Raw genomic sequence first — 17,330 nt, forward strand, 5'->3', positions numbered from 1 at the left:
GATGACCAGGTGCCGATTATGGCGTCCAACGGTGAGTTCGTGGTGAATGCGGCATCTACCAGTCGGCATATCGCCTTGTTGGAAGCGATCAATAGCGACTCGCTCACTATCAACGGTCGCGACGCGCAGGTGGTCGCGGTGCGGCACGACGCCTTCGCGGTTCCGTCGCGGGCGCTGCCGCACGTGGTCAACCGGCATCACTTCGATCACTCGACCACGGTCAACCTCACGACCAATCACATCGATAGTGCACATGTTCGCGCGAAAACGCTTGCGGTACAACGCGAAGTCGCCGCGTCGTGGGCATAGTGGTGCTCGTCTGGATCCAATGCTGAGTCGTTGGGGTGTGGTTGTTGGTCATGTTTGCTGGACTGTCACGGTCACGGCGATAGTCTGAGACTGGGCAGTGATGGTGCGGGTTAGCTGGCTGCGGGGGTTTGCTGGTGTCGGGTAGGTTGGGCGTTCGGCCCTTTCAACGAGTTCGGGAGTTGTGTCAGTTGGAGAACATGCAGCTTGCCGCTGAGTTGGCCGGAGAGATGGTCGCGCAGGCGGTGCAGTGGGTTTCAGAGGGCGCGGCCGGCCCGTTCCTTGCCTATCTGGGCAAGGGCGATGCTCGGGTGACGTTGGTTGATCTCACGCAGGGTGATGACGAGTCGCCGCTGGACTACGGTCGCGGTCTCATGGTCGTCAGGTCAGCCGCCCGCGGTGTCATGGTCTACGACGGAGCTATCTCCAACAGCGACGGTGAGCAGTTCGATGCCCTGATCGGCGAGGTCTACGAATTCGAGCATGGTGACGGCTCGTTCGACGTGTTGGTGCCCTACCGCCCGGCGAGCCCGTCGCAGAGCTTCGGTGTCCACGCACTGATGCTCAACGCCCCCGACGGCCAACCGGTCAGCGATGAGATTCTCGATGCTTTCCTGCTGGGTACCCGCCGCGATGCTGATGCTGGTGAGTTCCTGCGCCAGCATCAGTTGCGATAACTGCCAGTAACTAACGTGAGGAACCGGCATGGGTAGCTACCGCAAGGCGACCAAGGCGGAGCTTCGCCGGCGGGAAGTGGATCAGCGGGATCCGGCGTGGCTGGCATGGCTGGCCGAGATGGATCCCGCGCTCGAGAAGTTCTTCGCTGTAGATGTGACAGATATGCCAAGTGATCCATTCAGCGCGGACGGGGTGGCAACGGCCGAACTGGCTGCGATAGCGCGATTTTCCTCAGTAGAGGCAGTGCTGGCCCCGGAGAACGCTGCAGCGGCTGATCGGTTTCAACGCTACTTCGGTGAGGCGTTTGTCCGTTGCTTCGAAGGACGATGGATGAACGTTCGCGTCGCCGCCTCCGCATCGTTGGACGTCTTTTTTGATCGTCGCGGTTGCAGCCCGGTTGTCCTTTGCCCCTTCGCTGAGTTCTACGTCGACACACTGTCGCAGTTGCTTGGGGCGGTTCATTACCGTAATGGTGAAGAGTGGACGTGGGTTTACGGTCACTCCGTCGATGACTATGCCGAATGGCAGGTGGGCGGACGTTTGCCGATGGATAAATGGATCTCGTTGCAGGCAAAGAAGGCCCGGCGAGAGTCGTAATATCTAGATAAGTCTCCCGCGCCTATCGGCAATGCGCGCGGAGCGTCTATCTGAGCACTTGTAAATTCATCCCGGACGTTTTGTGTTCGGTCATTCTTTGCGCTTATCGCACGGAGTCTATTCGTTGTGCGCGCAGTAGGTAATGAGGAGGCCGGAACGTGAGTCCCGACCATGGCGAAAATAGTTCGTGGAGACATGAGCAACCAGAAAATGGCGAGGATCTGTCGAATGTCCAGAAAGAGAAACACCGGATATATGTAGACAAGGGCGGACAAAAGGGTCCTAAGGAATGGCTCTCCACCGTTCGAAACTGGAGTTATAGGAGCCAATACGGCGACGATTTCAGGGATGGAATGGCGATTGTCCACGGTTGGACAGATGATAATGGATGGGCGGTTGAACATAATGTCGTAACAGACAAGGGCAGCCGACGGTACGACGCTGGTAAGGACGGCGCCGGCGCGACTGGCCACGAGACCAAATATGGCAAGGTGAGCGGAAAGCACCCGCATGAGCAGCTCGACAAGGACGAAGCCGCGCTCAAACGGGGCCGCAGGGTGCACTGGCATGTGACCGACAAGTCGAAGGTTGACAAGAAGATCCAGCGCAGGTTGGCAGCGCTCGCGAAGAATCACCCGAAGAGATTTACGTTCTCTCAGGTCAGTGAAGCCGAGAAGAACCTTGCGATGGCCCTTGGCAAGGAGATGCGCGCGCACCGAGCAGGGAACGGCATGCCGCTGCCGTCATATTATGACGCGCAACGGAATCTCGCTGAAACGCATGCGGATACCATTCGCAAGTTGAAGAAGGACGGTCCGGGTGGAACAAGCCCGGCTGCGCTTGACGGCGGCAAGAGTCTTGTCGCCGAAGTCAAGGCAAGAACCAAGGCGCTAAATTCCAAGTCTTCGGCGCTTAAAGATAGCCTAAAGGCGATGCGGGATCACGGCGTCGCCCACGCGAAAATGGTTGCCAGCTGGGCGAAGGCGCCGAAGGGGCTCGCGAATCTCACTAAGGCGATGAAGAATTCATCGACTGCCGGGAAGAGTGTGCAAGGTGCTACCAAGTCGTGGATCGGTGCGCACGGCAAGATCAACGCTTCGATGATGAAGTCCCCGTTGGGCATGATCGCGTTGGGGATTGCGGCGTTGATCGGCGTTGTAACGTTGATTGTCGGTAACTGGGACACGGTGCAAAAAGTCTTCGAGGCCGTGCGTAAGAACACCCTTGAGCCGGTCGGTAAATTCTTTGGCGAGGTGTTCGCTTCGGCGACCTCTGGGCTCAGTAACGTGACGAAGGGTATCTCGGACTCGTTCAGTGATCTGGGCTCGGGGGTCGAAGGTGTGTTCAAGACAGTTGTCCATCATGTGGCGATCGTTGTGAACGCGATCGGGTCGGTGCTGCAGCGCGTCAATCTTCCGATGCCGGACTGGCTTGGTGGCGGCAGTATCGGATTCGGGTTCATCGGTGATGCGATGGTCGAATGGGCTGCGGCGCATATGGCCACCGGGGGCGTTGTGCGTGGTCCTGGTGGTCCGCGCGATGACCAGGTGCCGATTATGGCGTCCAACGGTGAGTTCGTGGTGAATGCGGCATCTACCAGTCGGCATATCGCCTTGTTGGAAGCGATCAATAGTGACTCGCTCACTATCAACGGTCGCGACGCGCAGGTGGTCGCGGTGCGGCACGACGCCTTCGCGGTTCCGTCGCGGGCGCTGCCGCACGTGGTCAATCGGCATCACTTCGATCACTCGACCACGGTCAACCTCACGACCAATCACATCGATAGTGCGCATGTTCGCGCGAAAACGCTTGCGGTACAACGCGAAGTCGCCGCGTCGTGGACGTAGGAGCGGCAGCGATGTCGCGACAACAGAGAACGGAAAACACATGATCTACTCGGCAATCCTGCCCGCGCAGGCCGCCGGCGCCGGCGACGTGATCGGCGTCGCTGGGGTGTACAAGCCGGCCTTCAACAGCGGCGACACCGTCACCGACGTAACCCTCGTCGCACCAGCCGGATTCATCACTGCGACGGGCGCGGCGACCAACAATGCCACCTTCACGGTTAGACATCTGCGGGCGGGTGTGGTGCAGCAAAGCTTCGCCTCGCTCACGCTCACCGCCGGCACCAACCTGGCCGCCGAGATGCCGTTGACCGTGCCGATCACGGTCGCGCCGGTACTCCAGGCCAATGACGTGATCGACGTGCAAATGCACCAGAACGGTACCGGACTCGCGGTCGGCGCGGGCGTCATCGCGGCCGTCTACGTCAGCTGATCACGCAGCCACATTCATTGCAGCACAAGGGAAAGAGTTGAGGTGAACCAGTGGGGACTAGTCCTGCGCTGATAACGATCACCGGCGTCGATGGTTCGACGTGGACGATCAGTGGACAAGGGCGCGGCCGGGAAGGCGTCGACCTCGGCACCGCGCCCAGCGGACTCTACGACGCGCCGGTCACGACGATCTGGAACCAGACCGCGTTCCAGAACGGCGCGACCTACGGCGGATACAGCACCAACCGGCGCGAAGTGGTATTCGGCGTCAACATCTTCGAAAAGGCCGGTCGCTCTTGGGAATCCGTTGACAGTGCCTGGCGCAAAGCCTGGGCCTACGACGCGGATTCGATCATGACGGTCACCACCGACTACGGCTCGCGCTCGCTGGCGCTGCGGATGTCGCAGCAACCCGACTTCAAACCGAACAAGGACCCGCACCTGAACCTGTGGGGTCAGGTCACCATGACCTGCACCGCAGGCGTGCCGTGGTGGGTCGAGGAACCCGCGACGAGTACCTGGGTCTCGACCATCAGCACGACCAACGGCACAACGCAATCGGGCACGGTGACCGTCGCCAATCCGACCGATCAGCCGATGCACCTGCAATGGGTGTGCTCGGCGCCGGGACGCTGGACCTTGCCCGATTTCTCCTTCGGCAACAACTATCACGACCGCGCCGAAGAAGACGCGGATCGTGTTGTGGTGCTGCCCAATACGGTGGCGGGTCAGGATCTGGTCGTTGACACCGACCCGGCACGCGAAACCCTCGTCGCGGCCGACCGATCGCAGATGTGGGCGCTCATGGGTGGGCGCGGGTTCGAGTACATGATCCCGCCCTACACCCCGGCAACCGTTTTGCCGGTGAAGGTGACCGGCGCGCCAGCGGGTGCCTCGGTCATGGTCGTGCAACCGCGCAACTGGTCGCGGCCTTGGGGGCTGCAGTGACGACGGTGACTGATCTGCCTGTTATCTACAAGAACGCGCTGAAAGACAAGGCGCAGCGTGAGGTACTGCGAACCAAACCGCCGCTCATCAGGTTCTGGGATGGTGACTGGAACCTGCGCGGTACCTGCGCGGGCGAGATCAGCGCCAATTTCACCTGGATGCTCAATGAATCCGGGACCGGCGTGATCGTGCTGCCCTACGAGCATCACCTCGCGCAGTGGGCGATCTCGCGCACGCGGACCACCCAGAACATCCACATCACCGTGGACAAGGACGGCGCGCGCTGGGACGGCCGCATGTCGAAAGCCGTTGTCAAACAAGATGAGTACGGCATCACGACGGTCGAGATGTCGTTTCTGCATTCCTACGAAGAGCTCAAGCACATCTGCGTCTGGGCTAACCCGCTGCTCCCGGCCGCCCTGCAGATCCCACAGCACTTCATCCTGGCTGGGCCATCGGCTTCCTCGTTGAAGCTGGCCCTGTTCTTGAACGTACTGCGGCTGGAAACCTCATTGTGGGCACTGCCGGACAACCCGCTCGACGCGTCCGAGTGGTTCAACCTGGATATGTCCAACTGGTCGATCGTGGTGAAGCCCCATGATCTGCTGGCGGATTCGTCGGTGTGGACGTTGCTCAACTCGCGGTTCAAGATGTTCCACGACCTGGCGAAGGACACGCTGGCCACCGCGCAGTTGATGGTCACCACCCGGCGGTGGCTGGTCGGCGATCCGCCGCCGTGGCCGGGGGCCAATCTGCGCAACGGCGCGCTCGTGGTCGACATTGTCGACAAGAGTGGATTCACCACTGGCACGAGCGAGGGCGGCAGCGTTCTGGACGGGCTGGTCTACACAGCTCAGGTGTACACCGAGGATTACCTCGGCACGACGCGGAACGTCCTGCCCAATCCCAACACCGAGGAATATCAGCAGCCGGGCTGGTTGGGAACGATGTCGAAGGCGCCGTGGGTGATCTTCCGACCTGACCGGAACACGGGCGTGCAGACGTCGTCGTTCACGATCACGCCGTTCACCGATGTGCAGATCCTCACCGGTGGGCATTCGCCAGAGCAGGTGAATGCCGGCGTGAAGCAGGCCCTCACCTCGGCGGGTCAGCTCGCGGGCGGTTTGTTGCAGATCGCCACGCTGGGTCTGGGCGACTGGTCGGCGATCGGCGGTCAACTCGCCGAGACCTGGCTGTATCCCGGGTTCAAGGACACGTTGCTCGCCTGGGTTTCCTACAAGGATCCGATCCGCGCGTCGCAAGCTGGTTGGTCGCACTATTACGAGCATTTCCAGGACGGCGCGGACGACGCTTACAGCTTGAACTCGCTGACCGCGTTGAGCTCGGCTCTGTGGGCGACGAGGTCGTTCTACTCGCACGAACTCACCGTCGCCGACGGCCAGCCCTACTTCATCGGCGATCAGGGCCACGGCCACTTCTTCCTCGGTGACCGAGTGGGGGCCACCGTCCATGGCATGTCCGCGGACGAGATCTACATCGACCAGGTCACTCAGCTGGAACTGGCCTGGGCCCGCGACCAAACCCCAGCCTGGCAGATCACCATCGGCACCAATCAGGAAGTCGAGGAGCCACTGGTGAAGTCGATGCGCAAGATCGACGAGATCAAATCGACCATGCACGACCTCGGCGTGAAAATCAACTTTGACTAGAGACGGCGATTCCCATGTCAATTCCTCAGCAGCACGAATGTGATCCCAATAATCCCGAAGAGGCCCTTTCCTGGGCGTTTGTCGGTTTGCCCGGCCCGAAGAACGCCCCGATGATCGTGCATCCCATGGTGCTCAAACAGTGGTCAAAACATCTATGGGACCTGGGTTTCCGGCATCATCCCGATGAGCAGACCAAGGAATACCACCCGCCGATTCGGGGCCACCACCACTGGCTCAACTCCGCGGGCACCTGGGTGGAGAAAGGGACCCCGCAGCCCGCCCGGATCACCGCGCCCGATGTGGCGATGTTGACCCAGCAGGAGCGAGCCGACCTGGTCGGCCAGTTGCGTGAGCACGGCGACCTCAACCATCTGCTCACCCGTTCCACCCCGGCGGAGGCGACCGAACATGACCGCGCCTGACCGGAAAGTCCCCGAAGGCGCACAAGTCGTCGGCAGCTTCGGTGGACTCGCCGATTCCCGTGACGTCGCGTTCAGTGGCAATGAAACCCAGATCAGCAACTACAGCCAGCAAACCTTTCAGGCGATGACCAACGCCGCGGTGTCGAGCGTGGTGCGCAAGGCCGACGCCCAACTGGGTGCGTATGTCGGTGTCGCGATCGACCGTATGCTGGCCAATCTCTGCAGGGCGCTGGCCGGGGTCGAAGTGCTCGGCATGCACCCCTTGGCCTTCCTCAACGACTGGGCCGCCCAGCTCGATGCGAAGGCCAAGGAGGCATTGTCGGGCGTGGACTCGATTTCCAAAGGCATCACGGGTCCGATTACCGGCACTGCTTCGGGAAACCCGGCTGATGTCCTTCCCGCCATGACCCAGTTGCAGACACGATTTCAACAGATCCTGTTGCAAGGCAACGCGACTATCTTCACCAGCGACTGGGACTACGTGCCGTCGAAAGGAACCCTGTCCGTCGATGTCATCTTGATCGGCGGAGGCGCCGGAGGCGCCGGAGGACGGTGGGACATCCTCGCAGCCGGCCGTGGGTCCGGGGGCGGTGGCGGTGGTGGCGGTGAGGTACACACCACTATCCCCGCATCGCTACTGCCAGTAGACAGCAACGGTGAATTCCTGCCGATTCCGATCACGGTTGGCCCCGGCGGGGCAGGAGGGGCCCCCGGCGGCTCGCATGGCAGAAATGGGCACAACACCACTTTCGGCTCGTGGCTGATGGCAGGGGGTGGCCTCGGGGGCCTGTTCCAGCCCGGAATGGCCGGCTCGGGCGGCGCCGGTGGAACGGGAATGATCCCCGGCGGAGCCGGCGGGAAAGCCGGAGCTTCCGGTGTCGGCGAACCCGACGCTGCCCCACACCGTGGCGGTAACTCCATTTCGCAGTACGCGCTGTACGGCGGTGGCGGTGGCGGCGGCGGCGCTGCCGGGTTCACGGGCGGACCAGGTGCGCCCGGCGGGCAGGGCGGGATCTCGCCGGGTGGTCCTGCGGGGCAACCAGGTGTGTCTCCCTCCAAGGTCATCGCGACCGGCGGAGGCGGCGGAGGCGGCGGGATCACTGGCAGCGACCCTGGCGCTCCCGGCGCATTCCCCGCGGGCGGTGGCGGTGGTGGCGGTGGAAATGGATCCGGTGCGGCCCCTGGCGCGAACGGAGCCGGCGGGATCGTCTTCGTGATTGAACGGACCACCTGATGTTCGCCGCCAACCTCCGTATATTTACCGCCTCGGACACCTGGACCCCGCCCCCGAACCTGTTCGCTATCGAGGTAATTCTGCGCGGCGGTGGAGGCGCGGGCAGCGCGACCGTGGGTGGTGGTGGGGGACAAGCTGTTCGGACTTCACGACGAATCCCGGCTGCTGTGCTGAACCAGCCCGTACCTGTTGTCGTAGGCGTGGCGGGCAGCGGTGGCGGTTCGGGGGGAACGTCCAGTTTCGGCACCTGGCTGGTCGCCCTCGGCGGAAGCGGCGGCGACAGTGGCGGGACCGGCGGCGGCATCGGATTCCAACGAGGCGGCAACGGCGGTCCGCACGGACACCACGGCGAATCCGCGTCCGGCGGTGACATCAACCTACTGGCGGGAGGAGGCGGCGGTGCCGGCGCAGGAGCCGGGGGCGGCGCATCCGGATTGGTCGCCGCCGGCACCAGCAATCCGCCGTTGTGGCAGGTGGCTCAGTCCGGCGGCGGTGGACACTCCGGTGTCGGCGGCGGATTCCCGGCAGGCGGCGGCGGCGCCGGGGCGATCGGCGCGGCCGGACTTGTCACCCTCATCGAATACTACTTCACCTATTGAACGGAACTGACGCGAAATGAAAACAGCTACAACGATTTCCGCTGAAATTGCCGGTTTTGCCGGCCCTGCTCGGCTCCTCGAACTTTCGGAGCCGCTCCTGGGCAACCACCACGTGATCGTCTGGACGCAGCAAGCATTCGGTCGACAGGCCGCGGAAGCAGTAATCGTGCCGGCGCGACGAGATGGTTCGGCAGTCACGATGACCAAACTGCCCGGCTCCTACGTCCATCCGGATGCCACTCACGAAGGCGCCCTGTGGCTGGCGGGCTACGAAACAAAGGAAATGCCATGACATCACCGGTCGACCCCGGCTACCTCGGGTACAAGCCCACTGTCGAACCCCTCATCCTCACAACCGGTGCCAACTTCATCCAGACGGTCCAGCCCTCCGGGGGCGCCGTGTTCCCCAGCGGCACAACGGTGTCCATCGTGCTGACCGCGCCGGGCGGGGCGCCGCTCGCGACTTGGTCGGCGGCCGTCACCCCGACCGCGGCTTCGTGGTCGGTATCCAGTGCCAGCTGTGACACGATCCCCACCAATTCGCGGTACACGATGCTCGCGACTTTTCCGACCACACCGGCCTCCACCTATGCCTGGTACGAGGGCACGGTCATCCGGACGTAGTCCGGCCAACTCCTCTCGAAATCGAACACTCACCTCCACAACGAAGGAAATCATCATGGCTATCGCTGTTGCTACCACCCGCCAGGTCCTCGCCGACGCTTACAAGAGCGTCGCGGGTTCGAACACCGTCTACATCAGCGTGCACAGCGCCGATCCTGGCACCACCGGCACCAATGAAGCGAGCGGCGGCGTCCCGGCTTATGCCCGCAAGCAGTCGGCCTGGACCTCGGGCACCGGCGGTGTGGTGACCGGGTCGCAGGTCACCGTCGATCTACCCGCGGGCTCCTACACCCACGTGGGTCTGTGGAAGACCGCGACCGGCACCGCGCCGACCGACTTCATCGACAAAGTCGCAATCAGCACCACGACCCTCGGTGCGCAGGGTCAGCTGCTGATTACCCCCACCTTTACCCAGAGCTGATCGGAGGCGCCGCAATGGCTACGCAACAATCGACGGTGCGGGCCACCTTGCCGGCGCCGGCCACAGCTACGGTCGCGCTGCCGAGCGGCGGCGTCAGCAGGTCGAGCCTGCCCACGCCCCCTCGGCAGCTCCTGCAAGCTGAGGTGCCGATCATCAAGCCCTACAGCGTCTCTCAATACTCGGGTAGCGGCGGGCTTGTCGCTCGGCTCGACAGTGCGCGTTCGACCGCACCCGCTCAACTGACGGCCAGCGCGACGACGGTTGTGTCCACGTCTCCGCGCGGTTCAGCTCAGATCGGTCCGGTTGGCGCTGGTCGAGTAACTGCGAAGGTCGTCGTGAAGTCGGGCAAGGTGCTGGCTCGCGCCGATTTCTCCGGTGACGGCGACAGCGTCGCGACGCGGAATACTCACCTGTTCAACGATTTTGCTTCGGCGGGTACCACGAGCGTTATTTTCAACGTGATCAGCGGCGCAGAGGCGTGGTTCGGCAGCGAAGGCCGGTTGTCCGGGCTCAAGCCCTTCGGCATCGCGGTTGGCGGAAGTGGGCAACTGGCGGTCGATACCGCCGTCGCGGGTTCGGTGATCGTCGCGGGCGGCACCACCGGTGCGGGTGCGTTGTCGGCGATCACCGGGCAGGTGAATACGCTCCGGGGAACCGGCACACTCTCCGTGGCACAGGGCTTACCGGCGATGACGGGTGGTCAAGGTTCGTTGTCCGTGAGCGTGATGCCGAAGAGCCAAGTATCGCTTCCGTCCACCGGAAACGGACAGCTCTCACTTGATACGCAGCAGAGTTTCGCACCGTCGCGGATGACAAAGTCGCCGGCATGGAACCAGCTGCCCAACACCTTCGTAGTGGTGCCGGGATGGGTGGCTGACACTGCGAACTACCCGGGCTCTGTCGTTAATTCCGATGGTGTAATCGCTCAGGCGCCGAAGTCGGGCGCGACGCTCGCCGCATCGATCGTTTTCACTGCGCCGGGTGGGATTTCAGGTGACGTCACGTTGCGACTCACAGTGAACAACGTCGTCGTCGCGACCGGTGTCGCGACGTCGGTGCCGTCGAGTGGTTCGGCAACCGCGAATGTCTCGGTAGTCCGGGCCATCTCGATGGGTGACATCGTTCGCGTCGAGGCAAAGGGCACCCAGTTCAGCCCCACCTTCAACCCAACTGCTCAGATCAACACAGCATCTTACGTCCGCATCACCTGAGAGTGGTCAGCCCAAAGCGCGGCGCCTGTCGATACATACGGCAGGCGCCGCGCTTTTTGCGTCATGCAGTCGGACGATTTGGAGAACCCTTCGCCTGGGTATGAATTGTTGCTACAGGTCGTGTCAGATAACGGCTAATGTGCGGCTACCAGGCAAGTAGCGTGCCGTCAAGAGGTAGAACTGTCCTAATGTGTGGACACCTCTATCGCTTGCTCTTGGTTGTGCCGCCGGATTAACTACATCTGTGAGCGCGGCTCACCTGAGTTTTCCGGTCTGTGTGAATAAGGACCCCCTTGAAGCTGTGTAGCGTCGCCTGTGCCGCAGGTATGTCGTCGTTGGAAAATGTAACTCTGTGCCGTTCGCGACCGCCGCTGCGAAATGCCCCACCCTACATGGTGATTCGACTGGCTCTCTCTGCTTCATTCCCGTGACGGCTCGGTAGCGCGTATCATGACGATAGTTAGCTTTGCGTCATATTGTAGATCGGAGCCCGCGGACTCGATATGTGTCGGTGACGGGATCCGGGTCTGCCATGAGCTATTTCGGAGGTCCGGACTCCAGCGTGAGTGAAGACACATGTCTCGGGAGTTGCGCGCGGCTTCGGGGAGATTCGTGCGGCCGCGTCAGCGCGTGGCTAACTCGTGGTCTCAATCGTGCTGCGTCGGTCTCAAACTTGTCGGTACGAAACTTGGATAGTACGAAGGAATTTCGCATTGATTGCGGCCGTGACTGCCCCGGTCGTTGGAACCGTCAAGTCAGCGCGCCCTTGGACCGGCCGACTCCTAGGGCCTTGGAATTGTTTGCGCTTGCCAGTGATAGCATCAAAACATGATCAGTCTATGGAGTGCGGAAATGTGAAATTGGTTGTCATTTGAATGTGTCGCGAGGCGCTATCGCTAGTGAGGCCGTAGCTGCGCGCGGGGTGGGTCCAAGGTCGAAAACTTGCATCCGAAGACGGGCGAGGGAATCCATTCCCGCTCGATGAGTACGATTTACATCTATACCGGAGTTATCATGCCTTACAGCCAATTTGCCCTTCCGTTGCCGTCGATCGGTGACTATTTCAGGTGGGCGCGTGAGCGAGCTGGAATGACTCGGCAGGCGCTCAGCGACCGCACGAACGTCGCCTACGGGACGATTCGAAAGATCGAGTCAGGCGAGCAGAAGCGAGTGGGCGATTCCGTTCTCCGGCCACTCATCACGACGCTCAACCTGACCAGTGCCGCTCAGCTGCGGTACATCGACGAACTCAACCGGGTTGAGATACGTCGGTTCTGGATTGCCGATGGTGTCCGTGCGGACCTGTGCGATGCCGAGCGCGCGCAGCTCACGGCCCTCACCCACGTCGCGGCCGCCTACCTCAACGAGCGGTGGGACATCATCGGCGCTAACGATGCGTACGAGGCACTCTTTCCCGGCATCAGGGCGGCCGGAAACGTCATGCGGTGGTTGTTCAGCGAAACGGGAAGACGCATTGTCATCGGATGGGAAGATGAGGCGGCGGAAACCGTGGCGCTTACACGCGGTTTGATGGCCCACTTCGGCAATCCTGAATGGGGACGGCGCCTCGTCTCGGAACTGCAGCACGACAGCGACTTTCGTCGACTATGGATGGGCCGCGAGATTGCCTACGACCGGACTGCGGATTCGCCGATTCACATATGGACCCCATCGGGACCGGTGACGGTGGTGATGCAGTTCAGGCCTGTGACGCAGCGTCCCGACTTGTTGCATCTGGCGCTCGCCTTCCCACAGCCTTACGTCGGTAGTGCCCTGAGGTGACGCCGTGAACGTGTCGTAGCATCGCCCAGCTTGCGCGGCTGTCGCATCGTGCCGTGCGCACGCGCGGAGTAGCGGCTACCGACGGAGGGTAAGCGCTGCGTCAATCATTTTGGCCGCGTCCGAGCCTGACTTCGAGTGCTCGACTAATGTTCGGAATGCCTTGTCGTACAGCGCGACTTCTGCAGGCTGGGTGATCGACACACTTGCTGTCGCCAGTTCGACGCGCACGGTGTCCACGTCGTACATCGCGAAACCGGTCGTAGTCGCGACGAACGGAGCAGTTCTCGGGATGATGCCGATCGTGAATTGCGCGTCGTCAAGGAGCTCGGCCAGCTTGGCGAGTTGGGCCCGCATGACGGGCCTGGTGCCGACGGTTGTGTACAAGGCTTGCTCGTCAAGGAGGAAGTGGCACTTGGGCGATGCCGAACGGACTGCTTCTTGGCGCTTGAGGCGTTCAGAAACGGCGTCGTCGACGCTCTGCGCGTTTCCGATGAATTTGACGCAGGTAGTCAAGATTGTGCGTGCGTAGGCCTGGGTTTGGAGCAACCCGGGAATGACTCGCGGCTCGTACCCCCGAATGGCGGTGGCCTGGCGCTCGAGTCGACCTGTTCGCTGCTGGAGCTGCTCGGAACTCATTCGGCGCCACTCCTGGTAGGCCGCGTCGATATTGCGCACGGCGGCGATGAGCTGCGGGATGTGGAGCTGAGCGTCGGTCAGTGAGCACCACAGCCGGATGTCGGCTTCGGTAGGCAACTGTTTGCTGTGTTCGAACCGGCTGACCTTCGAGTTGTCCCAACCTGCGCGTTTGGCAAGTTCCAGTCCGGTGAGACCCGCGGCACGCCGCAACTCCCGCAGCTGCGCCGCGAGTGTATCTCTGCTCTGCTGTGCATCAGTCACCCACGCGACGATAGTCGCGTGGGTGACTCAGCCGAGGCGCGACCGCCTTACGATGCCGCGGCCGTGGCCGGGGCGTCGGGACGGATCTGGACGCCCATCGGAACCTGAATGCACTGCTCGTTGTCGGGTGTATGCAGCTGGGCGCGGACGCTTTCATCGACAGCGGGTTCGCCTGTGAGTATGAAAGTTCCTCGTCCGGTGTCTTCCAACGGGGCGCCCAGGCAGGTCCGCGGCAGCAGGAAGGCCAGGAGCTGGTAGGGAATTTCGATCCGCGTCGGGTCGCCGGGGCTGACCGTCCAGCCTTGGATGATGTAGTTCTCTCCGTTGACAAAGATCGTGGGGGAGTGGTCTCCCGTACTGCTCTTGCCGAGGTACCGCGCTGACATCAGGCTCCCAGTGTTTGCGAAGTATTGGATTGCGAAGACTCGATATTGCGGTGGGAGCTGCTGGAACGTCAATTGATCCAGGATGTTTGCTGCAAACATTCCCCATCTATTGAAATTTGCAAGGTGGCATGGCATAATGCGGCGGCTGTGTGTGCTCGGCTGGTCGTCGGCATGGTCCGGCGGCTCGTGGCCCGCTGCGACGGGCTGCAACGTGGGCCGGCCGGCCGTGATCGCTGACGGGGCTCGCCGAACTCGCCAACAGTCTGGCCGTTCCCGATCGCAGCGAGTTGTGCCCGGAGATATGGGATGCCTGGCTTGCGCACACCGATGACTGCCCACTCTGATGGGGAGTCCCGGGAGGCGGCCTGTTCCGGCGGCATGCTCATCACTGTGGTCCAGGAGCGAAACCAACGCTATAGCGGCAGCGTCAGCGGTGGTGAGTTCACGTGAATCGAGACGGTGGTCCGGTCCATGCCGCGGGCTCGACGAGCTGTGGGAGGAAGTTTTGGAGTGTTTCGTGGACCTCCTCACCAGTCCATTGGCGGAACAGCGGGAGGAAACAGTGATCCCAAACTATCTTGTGCGCCACCGCATCCGGGCACAGGACGAGGGCGAGGATGCGGAGCTTCAGCACGATTGCGTCGAAGGTGATCTTCTGTGTCAGAAGCCCGTCACACAGTCCTTGGAGCAGCATGGTGGTCCAGCGTTTGAGCAGCTCGTCGGTGACATCGGCGGCGCAATCTCGTTCGTGGCGGTCCAGCTGCTGTGGGGCCCGACGCCCCGGAGTGTTGCCGCAGTCAGTTGCCCGTGATGTGCGGATCTGCGACCAGACCGTGTCGACGAGCCAGCCGATGGCCCCGGTTTCCAGCTTTTCCAGCGCGGTCTCGACGTTTTCCAGTGCCCATACGATCGAAGCGAGGATGTCGCACCAGAAGTGGTCCGCCACACGGTGGCGCGAACCTCCGGTAGCGAGGTTCTCGGTTGCATCCCCAGCGATCTCGCCGATCACGTCGCTGAGATATTTGATCTGGTCCAGCTCCACCGGATGAGCTGCGAGCCAGCTGACGGAGTCGCTATCGACGACACGTCGTGTGGCGGCGCGGGCCGCCGTATCGGTGAGCTTGGGGCGCTTCGTCGAGTCTCGTGCGGTGTGTACGGGCTTTAGCACCTTTGCTGACCATCGGTCTTGTGCGGCGGCCGCACGAGCCCTGCCGGTGTGACGGTATCGCGCGACGACATCGGCGGTAAGGTCCGGAAACGCCGACGTGGCCACGGGTCTGGCCGCCGAAGACTCGGTCGCGACGGCGTGCGCCCAAAACAGCCTGTCAGTGCCGTGGTTGGCGTGGCAGCACGCGCACTGGCAGCCAGGTGAGGCTGCTCGGCGGCACGAAGATCCAGAGCACTTCACCATAAGACTTCGTCCCCCTTGCGATGGCCCTGTTCTTCATGCCGTGCCGCCCCTCAGGCCGAAGTGGCGTGCTGATGTAAGCGTAATCGTGTGGTCCGACAAGATCGCACAATTTACCGACGATCTGATCGCCTCCAAGTCCTCGGGGAACGAGGCGATGAGCGGCAGTGCCCCATAGCCGTCGCGGGCGAGCCTGCCTTCGCGGGAGGTTTGGACCCAGATCGACAGGGCCAACCGGTCGCGTACGGTTGCCCGAACGGCCGATACGCCTTCCGGGATTAGGACTGTCGGCGGGGCGACGTCGTGCCGTTCCGCCATAGTCTGTGTATCCCAGTCGTATCGCTGATACCGGGCCTGCTCGCCCGTTGGGGATGGGTGACAATCTGTTGCTTGAGTCGGGGGCCACCGCCTGGCCACAGAGCTCGGTGAGCTCCTGGCTCTAGGTGACGCGCACGGCCACGACGACCTGTTCGCGGCGTTGCGTCGCGCGGTCGCGTTCAAACGCTTCCGCGCCGCCGATGTCCGTTCCATCCTCGCCGCTGGCGCCGGCGCACCGCAGCCACGCCCGGCCGGGAACGCTCTGGTGGTCGATTTGCCGGTCGCGCAGACTCGATCCCTGGACGCCTACAAAATCACCAAAGACGGGAGCGTGTCATGACCGCACCATCCAAATGCGTTGCCGCCAAACAGGTTCCGACACTGCCCGCTGACCTCGATGCCGGGTTGCGCCGGTTGAAACTATCCACGGTCCGCCGCGACGCCCCCGAGGTCATGGCGACCGTGAAGCTGCAGCGCTGCACACCGGAAGAAGTGCTGCGGACCTGATCGAGGCCGAATGCGCCGCCCGCGACGCCTCGAACACGGTCAACCGGCTCAAGGCTGCCGCGTTCCCGGTGACCAAGACCCTCGACGGGTTCGACGTTGTGTCTTCCTCGATCCCGCAAGCGACGTTTGACTACCTCGTAACGTTGGAATGGGTTCGGGCACAACACAATTTGTGTCTCATCGGGCCACGCGGGACAGGCAAGAGTCACACCCTGATCGGGCTCGGACACGCCGCGGTCACCGCCGACGATTCCTACCGGATGAAACACCGCACGAAAGCAGGTGAGCGCCCCTGATCTGACCGCCCACCCCCGCCTGGGGGTGGGGACTTCCCGTTGGCCACCGGCCGGGACTTACAAACGGCCGTTGACAATTTGCATTCTGCTCCAGCAAGATTCGATCATCCTGACCAGCACGTCCCGTGATTGCGACGACTCGACTGTGGACGTCCCGAGGAGCTTGCCGCAGTCGACCAGGGCCTGGTGTTTCCACCGATACAAGAAGGTGGCTTCGGTGACTCCGAGATCGCGGGCGACGTCGCCGACCCGTCGGTCTTCATCGACGATCAGTGCGACAGCACGTTCACGGAACTGCGGTGAGTACATCATTGGCACGCGCGGAGATCCCTCCATCGAACTGCCTGGAATCTCACAACTCGGCGGACGGAACCCCGGGACAGCCTAAAGCGGTCATCAACTCGTGACGGTTCACGCTGCGTTTGCGGCGGAACTTGACGGCACTGGGCGAGGTGAGCGCGGAATCGGCGCTCCGTTTGGCGCGGCGGATGGTTGGTCAGCGCAGCCTTGGGGTTCGCTCACAGCGCTCGCAGTGCGTTCATTACCAACAGTGCCAAAGAGACTGTCCCAGCGAAAGCGATGCCGCCACTTGTGATCGACGCCGTCAACGCTGCCCCGCCGAAAGCCGACAGAATTCCTGCTGTGAGGGCGATGACTAGTGCCGCGTCAAGCAACGTTGGGTAGGTAATCCGGGCGCCGGATCTTCGAGCCGACCGCGAAGTCCCGGATAGGTCCGGCATGCTGGTTACG

Annotated in this window: 19 protein-coding genes and 2 pseudogenes; 17 read left to right on the plus strand and 4 right to left on the minus strand. The window is 62.5% G+C overall.

Features of this window, described 5'->3' with window-relative positions; translation table 11 throughout:
- From ACFWVD_RS27520 to ACFWVD_RS27590, 15 genes are all read left to right on the plus strand, one after another.
- Positions 1-309: hypothetical protein (locus ACFWVD_RS27520; RefSeq protein ID WP_379247671.1), on the plus strand; the 309-nt coding region annotated here is incomplete at its 5' end.
- Between the two features lie 197 nt (positions 310-506).
- Complete coding sequence (locus tag ACFWVD_RS27525; protein WP_379247673.1) at positions 507-983, plus strand: hypothetical protein; 477 nt, start codon at positions 507-509, stop codon at positions 981-983.
- Between the two features lie 28 nt (positions 984-1,011).
- The gene (locus tag ACFWVD_RS27530) at positions 1,012-1,581 is read left to right on the plus strand and encodes a hypothetical protein (RefSeq protein WP_379247675.1); all 570 of its coding nucleotides are present in this window, start codon (positions 1,012-1,014) and stop codon (positions 1,579-1,581) included.
- A 158-nt stretch (positions 1,582-1,739) separates the two neighbouring features.
- The gene (locus ACFWVD_RS27535; RefSeq protein ID WP_379247677.1) at positions 1,740-3,428 is read left to right on the plus strand and encodes a hypothetical protein; all 1,689 of its coding nucleotides are present in this window, start codon (positions 1,740-1,742) and stop codon (positions 3,426-3,428) included.
- Between the two features lie 40 nt (positions 3,429-3,468).
- Positions 3,469-3,858, plus strand: coding sequence for a hypothetical protein (locus ACFWVD_RS27540; protein WP_379247679.1), 390 nt, complete (start codon positions 3,469-3,471; stop codon positions 3,856-3,858).
- Positions 3,859-3,908: 50 nt separating this feature from the next.
- The gene (locus ACFWVD_RS27545; RefSeq protein ID WP_379247681.1) at positions 3,909-4,805 is read left to right on the plus strand and encodes a phage tail protein; all 897 of its coding nucleotides are present in this window, start codon (positions 3,909-3,911) and stop codon (positions 4,803-4,805) included.
- Positions 4,806-4,810: 5 nt separating this feature from the next.
- Positions 4,811-6,475, plus strand: a complete 1,665-nt coding sequence (locus tag ACFWVD_RS27550) for a phage tail protein (protein WP_379247683.1) — start codon at positions 4,811-4,813, stop codon at positions 6,473-6,475.
- 14 nt (positions 6,476-6,489) lie between these two features.
- Entirely contained in the window at positions 6,490-6,897 is a 408-nt protein-coding gene (locus ACFWVD_RS27555; RefSeq protein ID WP_379247685.1) for a DUF2744 domain-containing protein, read from the plus strand.
- The gene (locus ACFWVD_RS27560) at positions 6,884-8,131 is read left to right on the plus strand and encodes a glycine-rich domain-containing protein (protein WP_379247687.1); all 1,248 of its coding nucleotides are present in this window, start codon (positions 6,884-6,886) and stop codon (positions 8,129-8,131) included. Before ACFWVD_RS27555 ends, ACFWVD_RS27560 begins: the two co-directional genes overlap by 14 nt.
- Positions 8,131-8,730, plus strand: coding sequence for a hypothetical protein (locus tag ACFWVD_RS27565; protein ID WP_379247689.1), 600 nt, complete (start codon positions 8,131-8,133; stop codon positions 8,728-8,730). Before ACFWVD_RS27560 ends, ACFWVD_RS27565 begins: the two co-directional genes overlap by 1 nt.
- Before the next feature lie 16 nt (positions 8,731-8,746).
- Positions 8,747-9,022, plus strand: a complete 276-nt coding sequence (locus tag ACFWVD_RS27570; RefSeq protein ID WP_379247691.1) for a hypothetical protein — start codon at positions 8,747-8,749, stop codon at positions 9,020-9,022.
- Entirely contained in the window at positions 9,019-9,354 is a 336-nt protein-coding gene (locus ACFWVD_RS27575) for a hypothetical protein (RefSeq protein ID WP_379247693.1), read from the plus strand. The genes ACFWVD_RS27570 and ACFWVD_RS27575 overlap by 4 nt, the downstream gene beginning before the upstream one ends.
- A 55-nt stretch (positions 9,355-9,409) precedes the next feature.
- Positions 9,410-9,775 (plus strand): hypothetical protein, encoded by a 366-nt coding sequence (locus ACFWVD_RS27580; protein WP_379247695.1) that lies wholly within the window; start codon positions 9,410-9,412, stop codon positions 9,773-9,775.
- 14 nt (positions 9,776-9,789) lie between these two features.
- Positions 9,790-10,986, plus strand: a complete 1,197-nt coding sequence (locus ACFWVD_RS27585) for a hypothetical protein (protein WP_379247697.1) — start codon at positions 9,790-9,792, stop codon at positions 10,984-10,986.
- Between the two features lie 942 nt (positions 10,987-11,928).
- Entirely contained in the window at positions 11,929-12,768 is an 840-nt protein-coding gene (locus ACFWVD_RS27590; RefSeq protein WP_379247699.1) for a helix-turn-helix domain-containing protein, read from the plus strand.
- Between the two features lie 75 nt (positions 12,769-12,843).
- On the opposite strand, the gene ACFWVD_RS27595 is transcribed toward ACFWVD_RS27590, so the two are convergent.
- From ACFWVD_RS27595 to ACFWVD_RS27605, 3 genes are all read right to left on the minus strand, one after another.
- Positions 12,844-13,665 carry a helix-turn-helix domain-containing protein gene (locus ACFWVD_RS27595; RefSeq protein WP_379247700.1) on the minus strand — a complete coding sequence of 274 codons (822 nt, stop codon included), beginning with the start codon at positions 13,663-13,665 and terminating at the stop codon, positions 12,844-12,846.
- A gap of 47 nt (positions 13,666-13,712) precedes the next feature.
- Complete coding sequence (locus ACFWVD_RS27600; RefSeq protein ID WP_379247702.1) at positions 13,713-14,051, minus strand: hypothetical protein; 339 nt, start codon at positions 14,049-14,051, stop codon at positions 13,713-13,715.
- A 442-nt stretch (positions 14,052-14,493) separates the two neighbouring features.
- On the minus strand, positions 14,494-15,324 hold the full coding sequence (locus ACFWVD_RS27605; protein ID WP_379247704.1) for a hypothetical protein: 831 nt from the start codon (positions 15,322-15,324) through the stop codon (positions 14,494-14,496).
- A 529-nt stretch (positions 15,325-15,853) separates the two neighbouring features.
- Here ACFWVD_RS27605 and ACFWVD_RS27610 point away from each other — a divergent pair.
- Positions 15,854-16,117: pseudogene (locus tag ACFWVD_RS27610) on the plus strand (IS21 family transposase); the annotation flags it as partial.
- Positions 16,114-16,544: pseudogene (locus tag ACFWVD_RS27615) on the plus strand (ATP-binding protein); the annotation flags it as partial. The pseudogenes ACFWVD_RS27610 and ACFWVD_RS27615, both read left to right, overlap by 4 nt.
- Before the next feature lie 93 nt (positions 16,545-16,637).
- Here ACFWVD_RS27615 and ACFWVD_RS27620 read toward each other — a convergent pair.
- Positions 16,638-16,916, minus strand: coding sequence for a transposase (locus ACFWVD_RS27620; RefSeq protein WP_379247706.1), 279 nt, complete (start codon positions 16,914-16,916; stop codon positions 16,638-16,640).
- Positions 16,917-17,330 lie beyond the last annotated feature (414 nt).

Source organism: Nocardia sp. NPDC058666, assembly GCF_042714895.1.
Lineage (GTDB): Bacteria > Actinomycetota > Actinomycetes > Mycobacteriales > Mycobacteriaceae > Nocardia.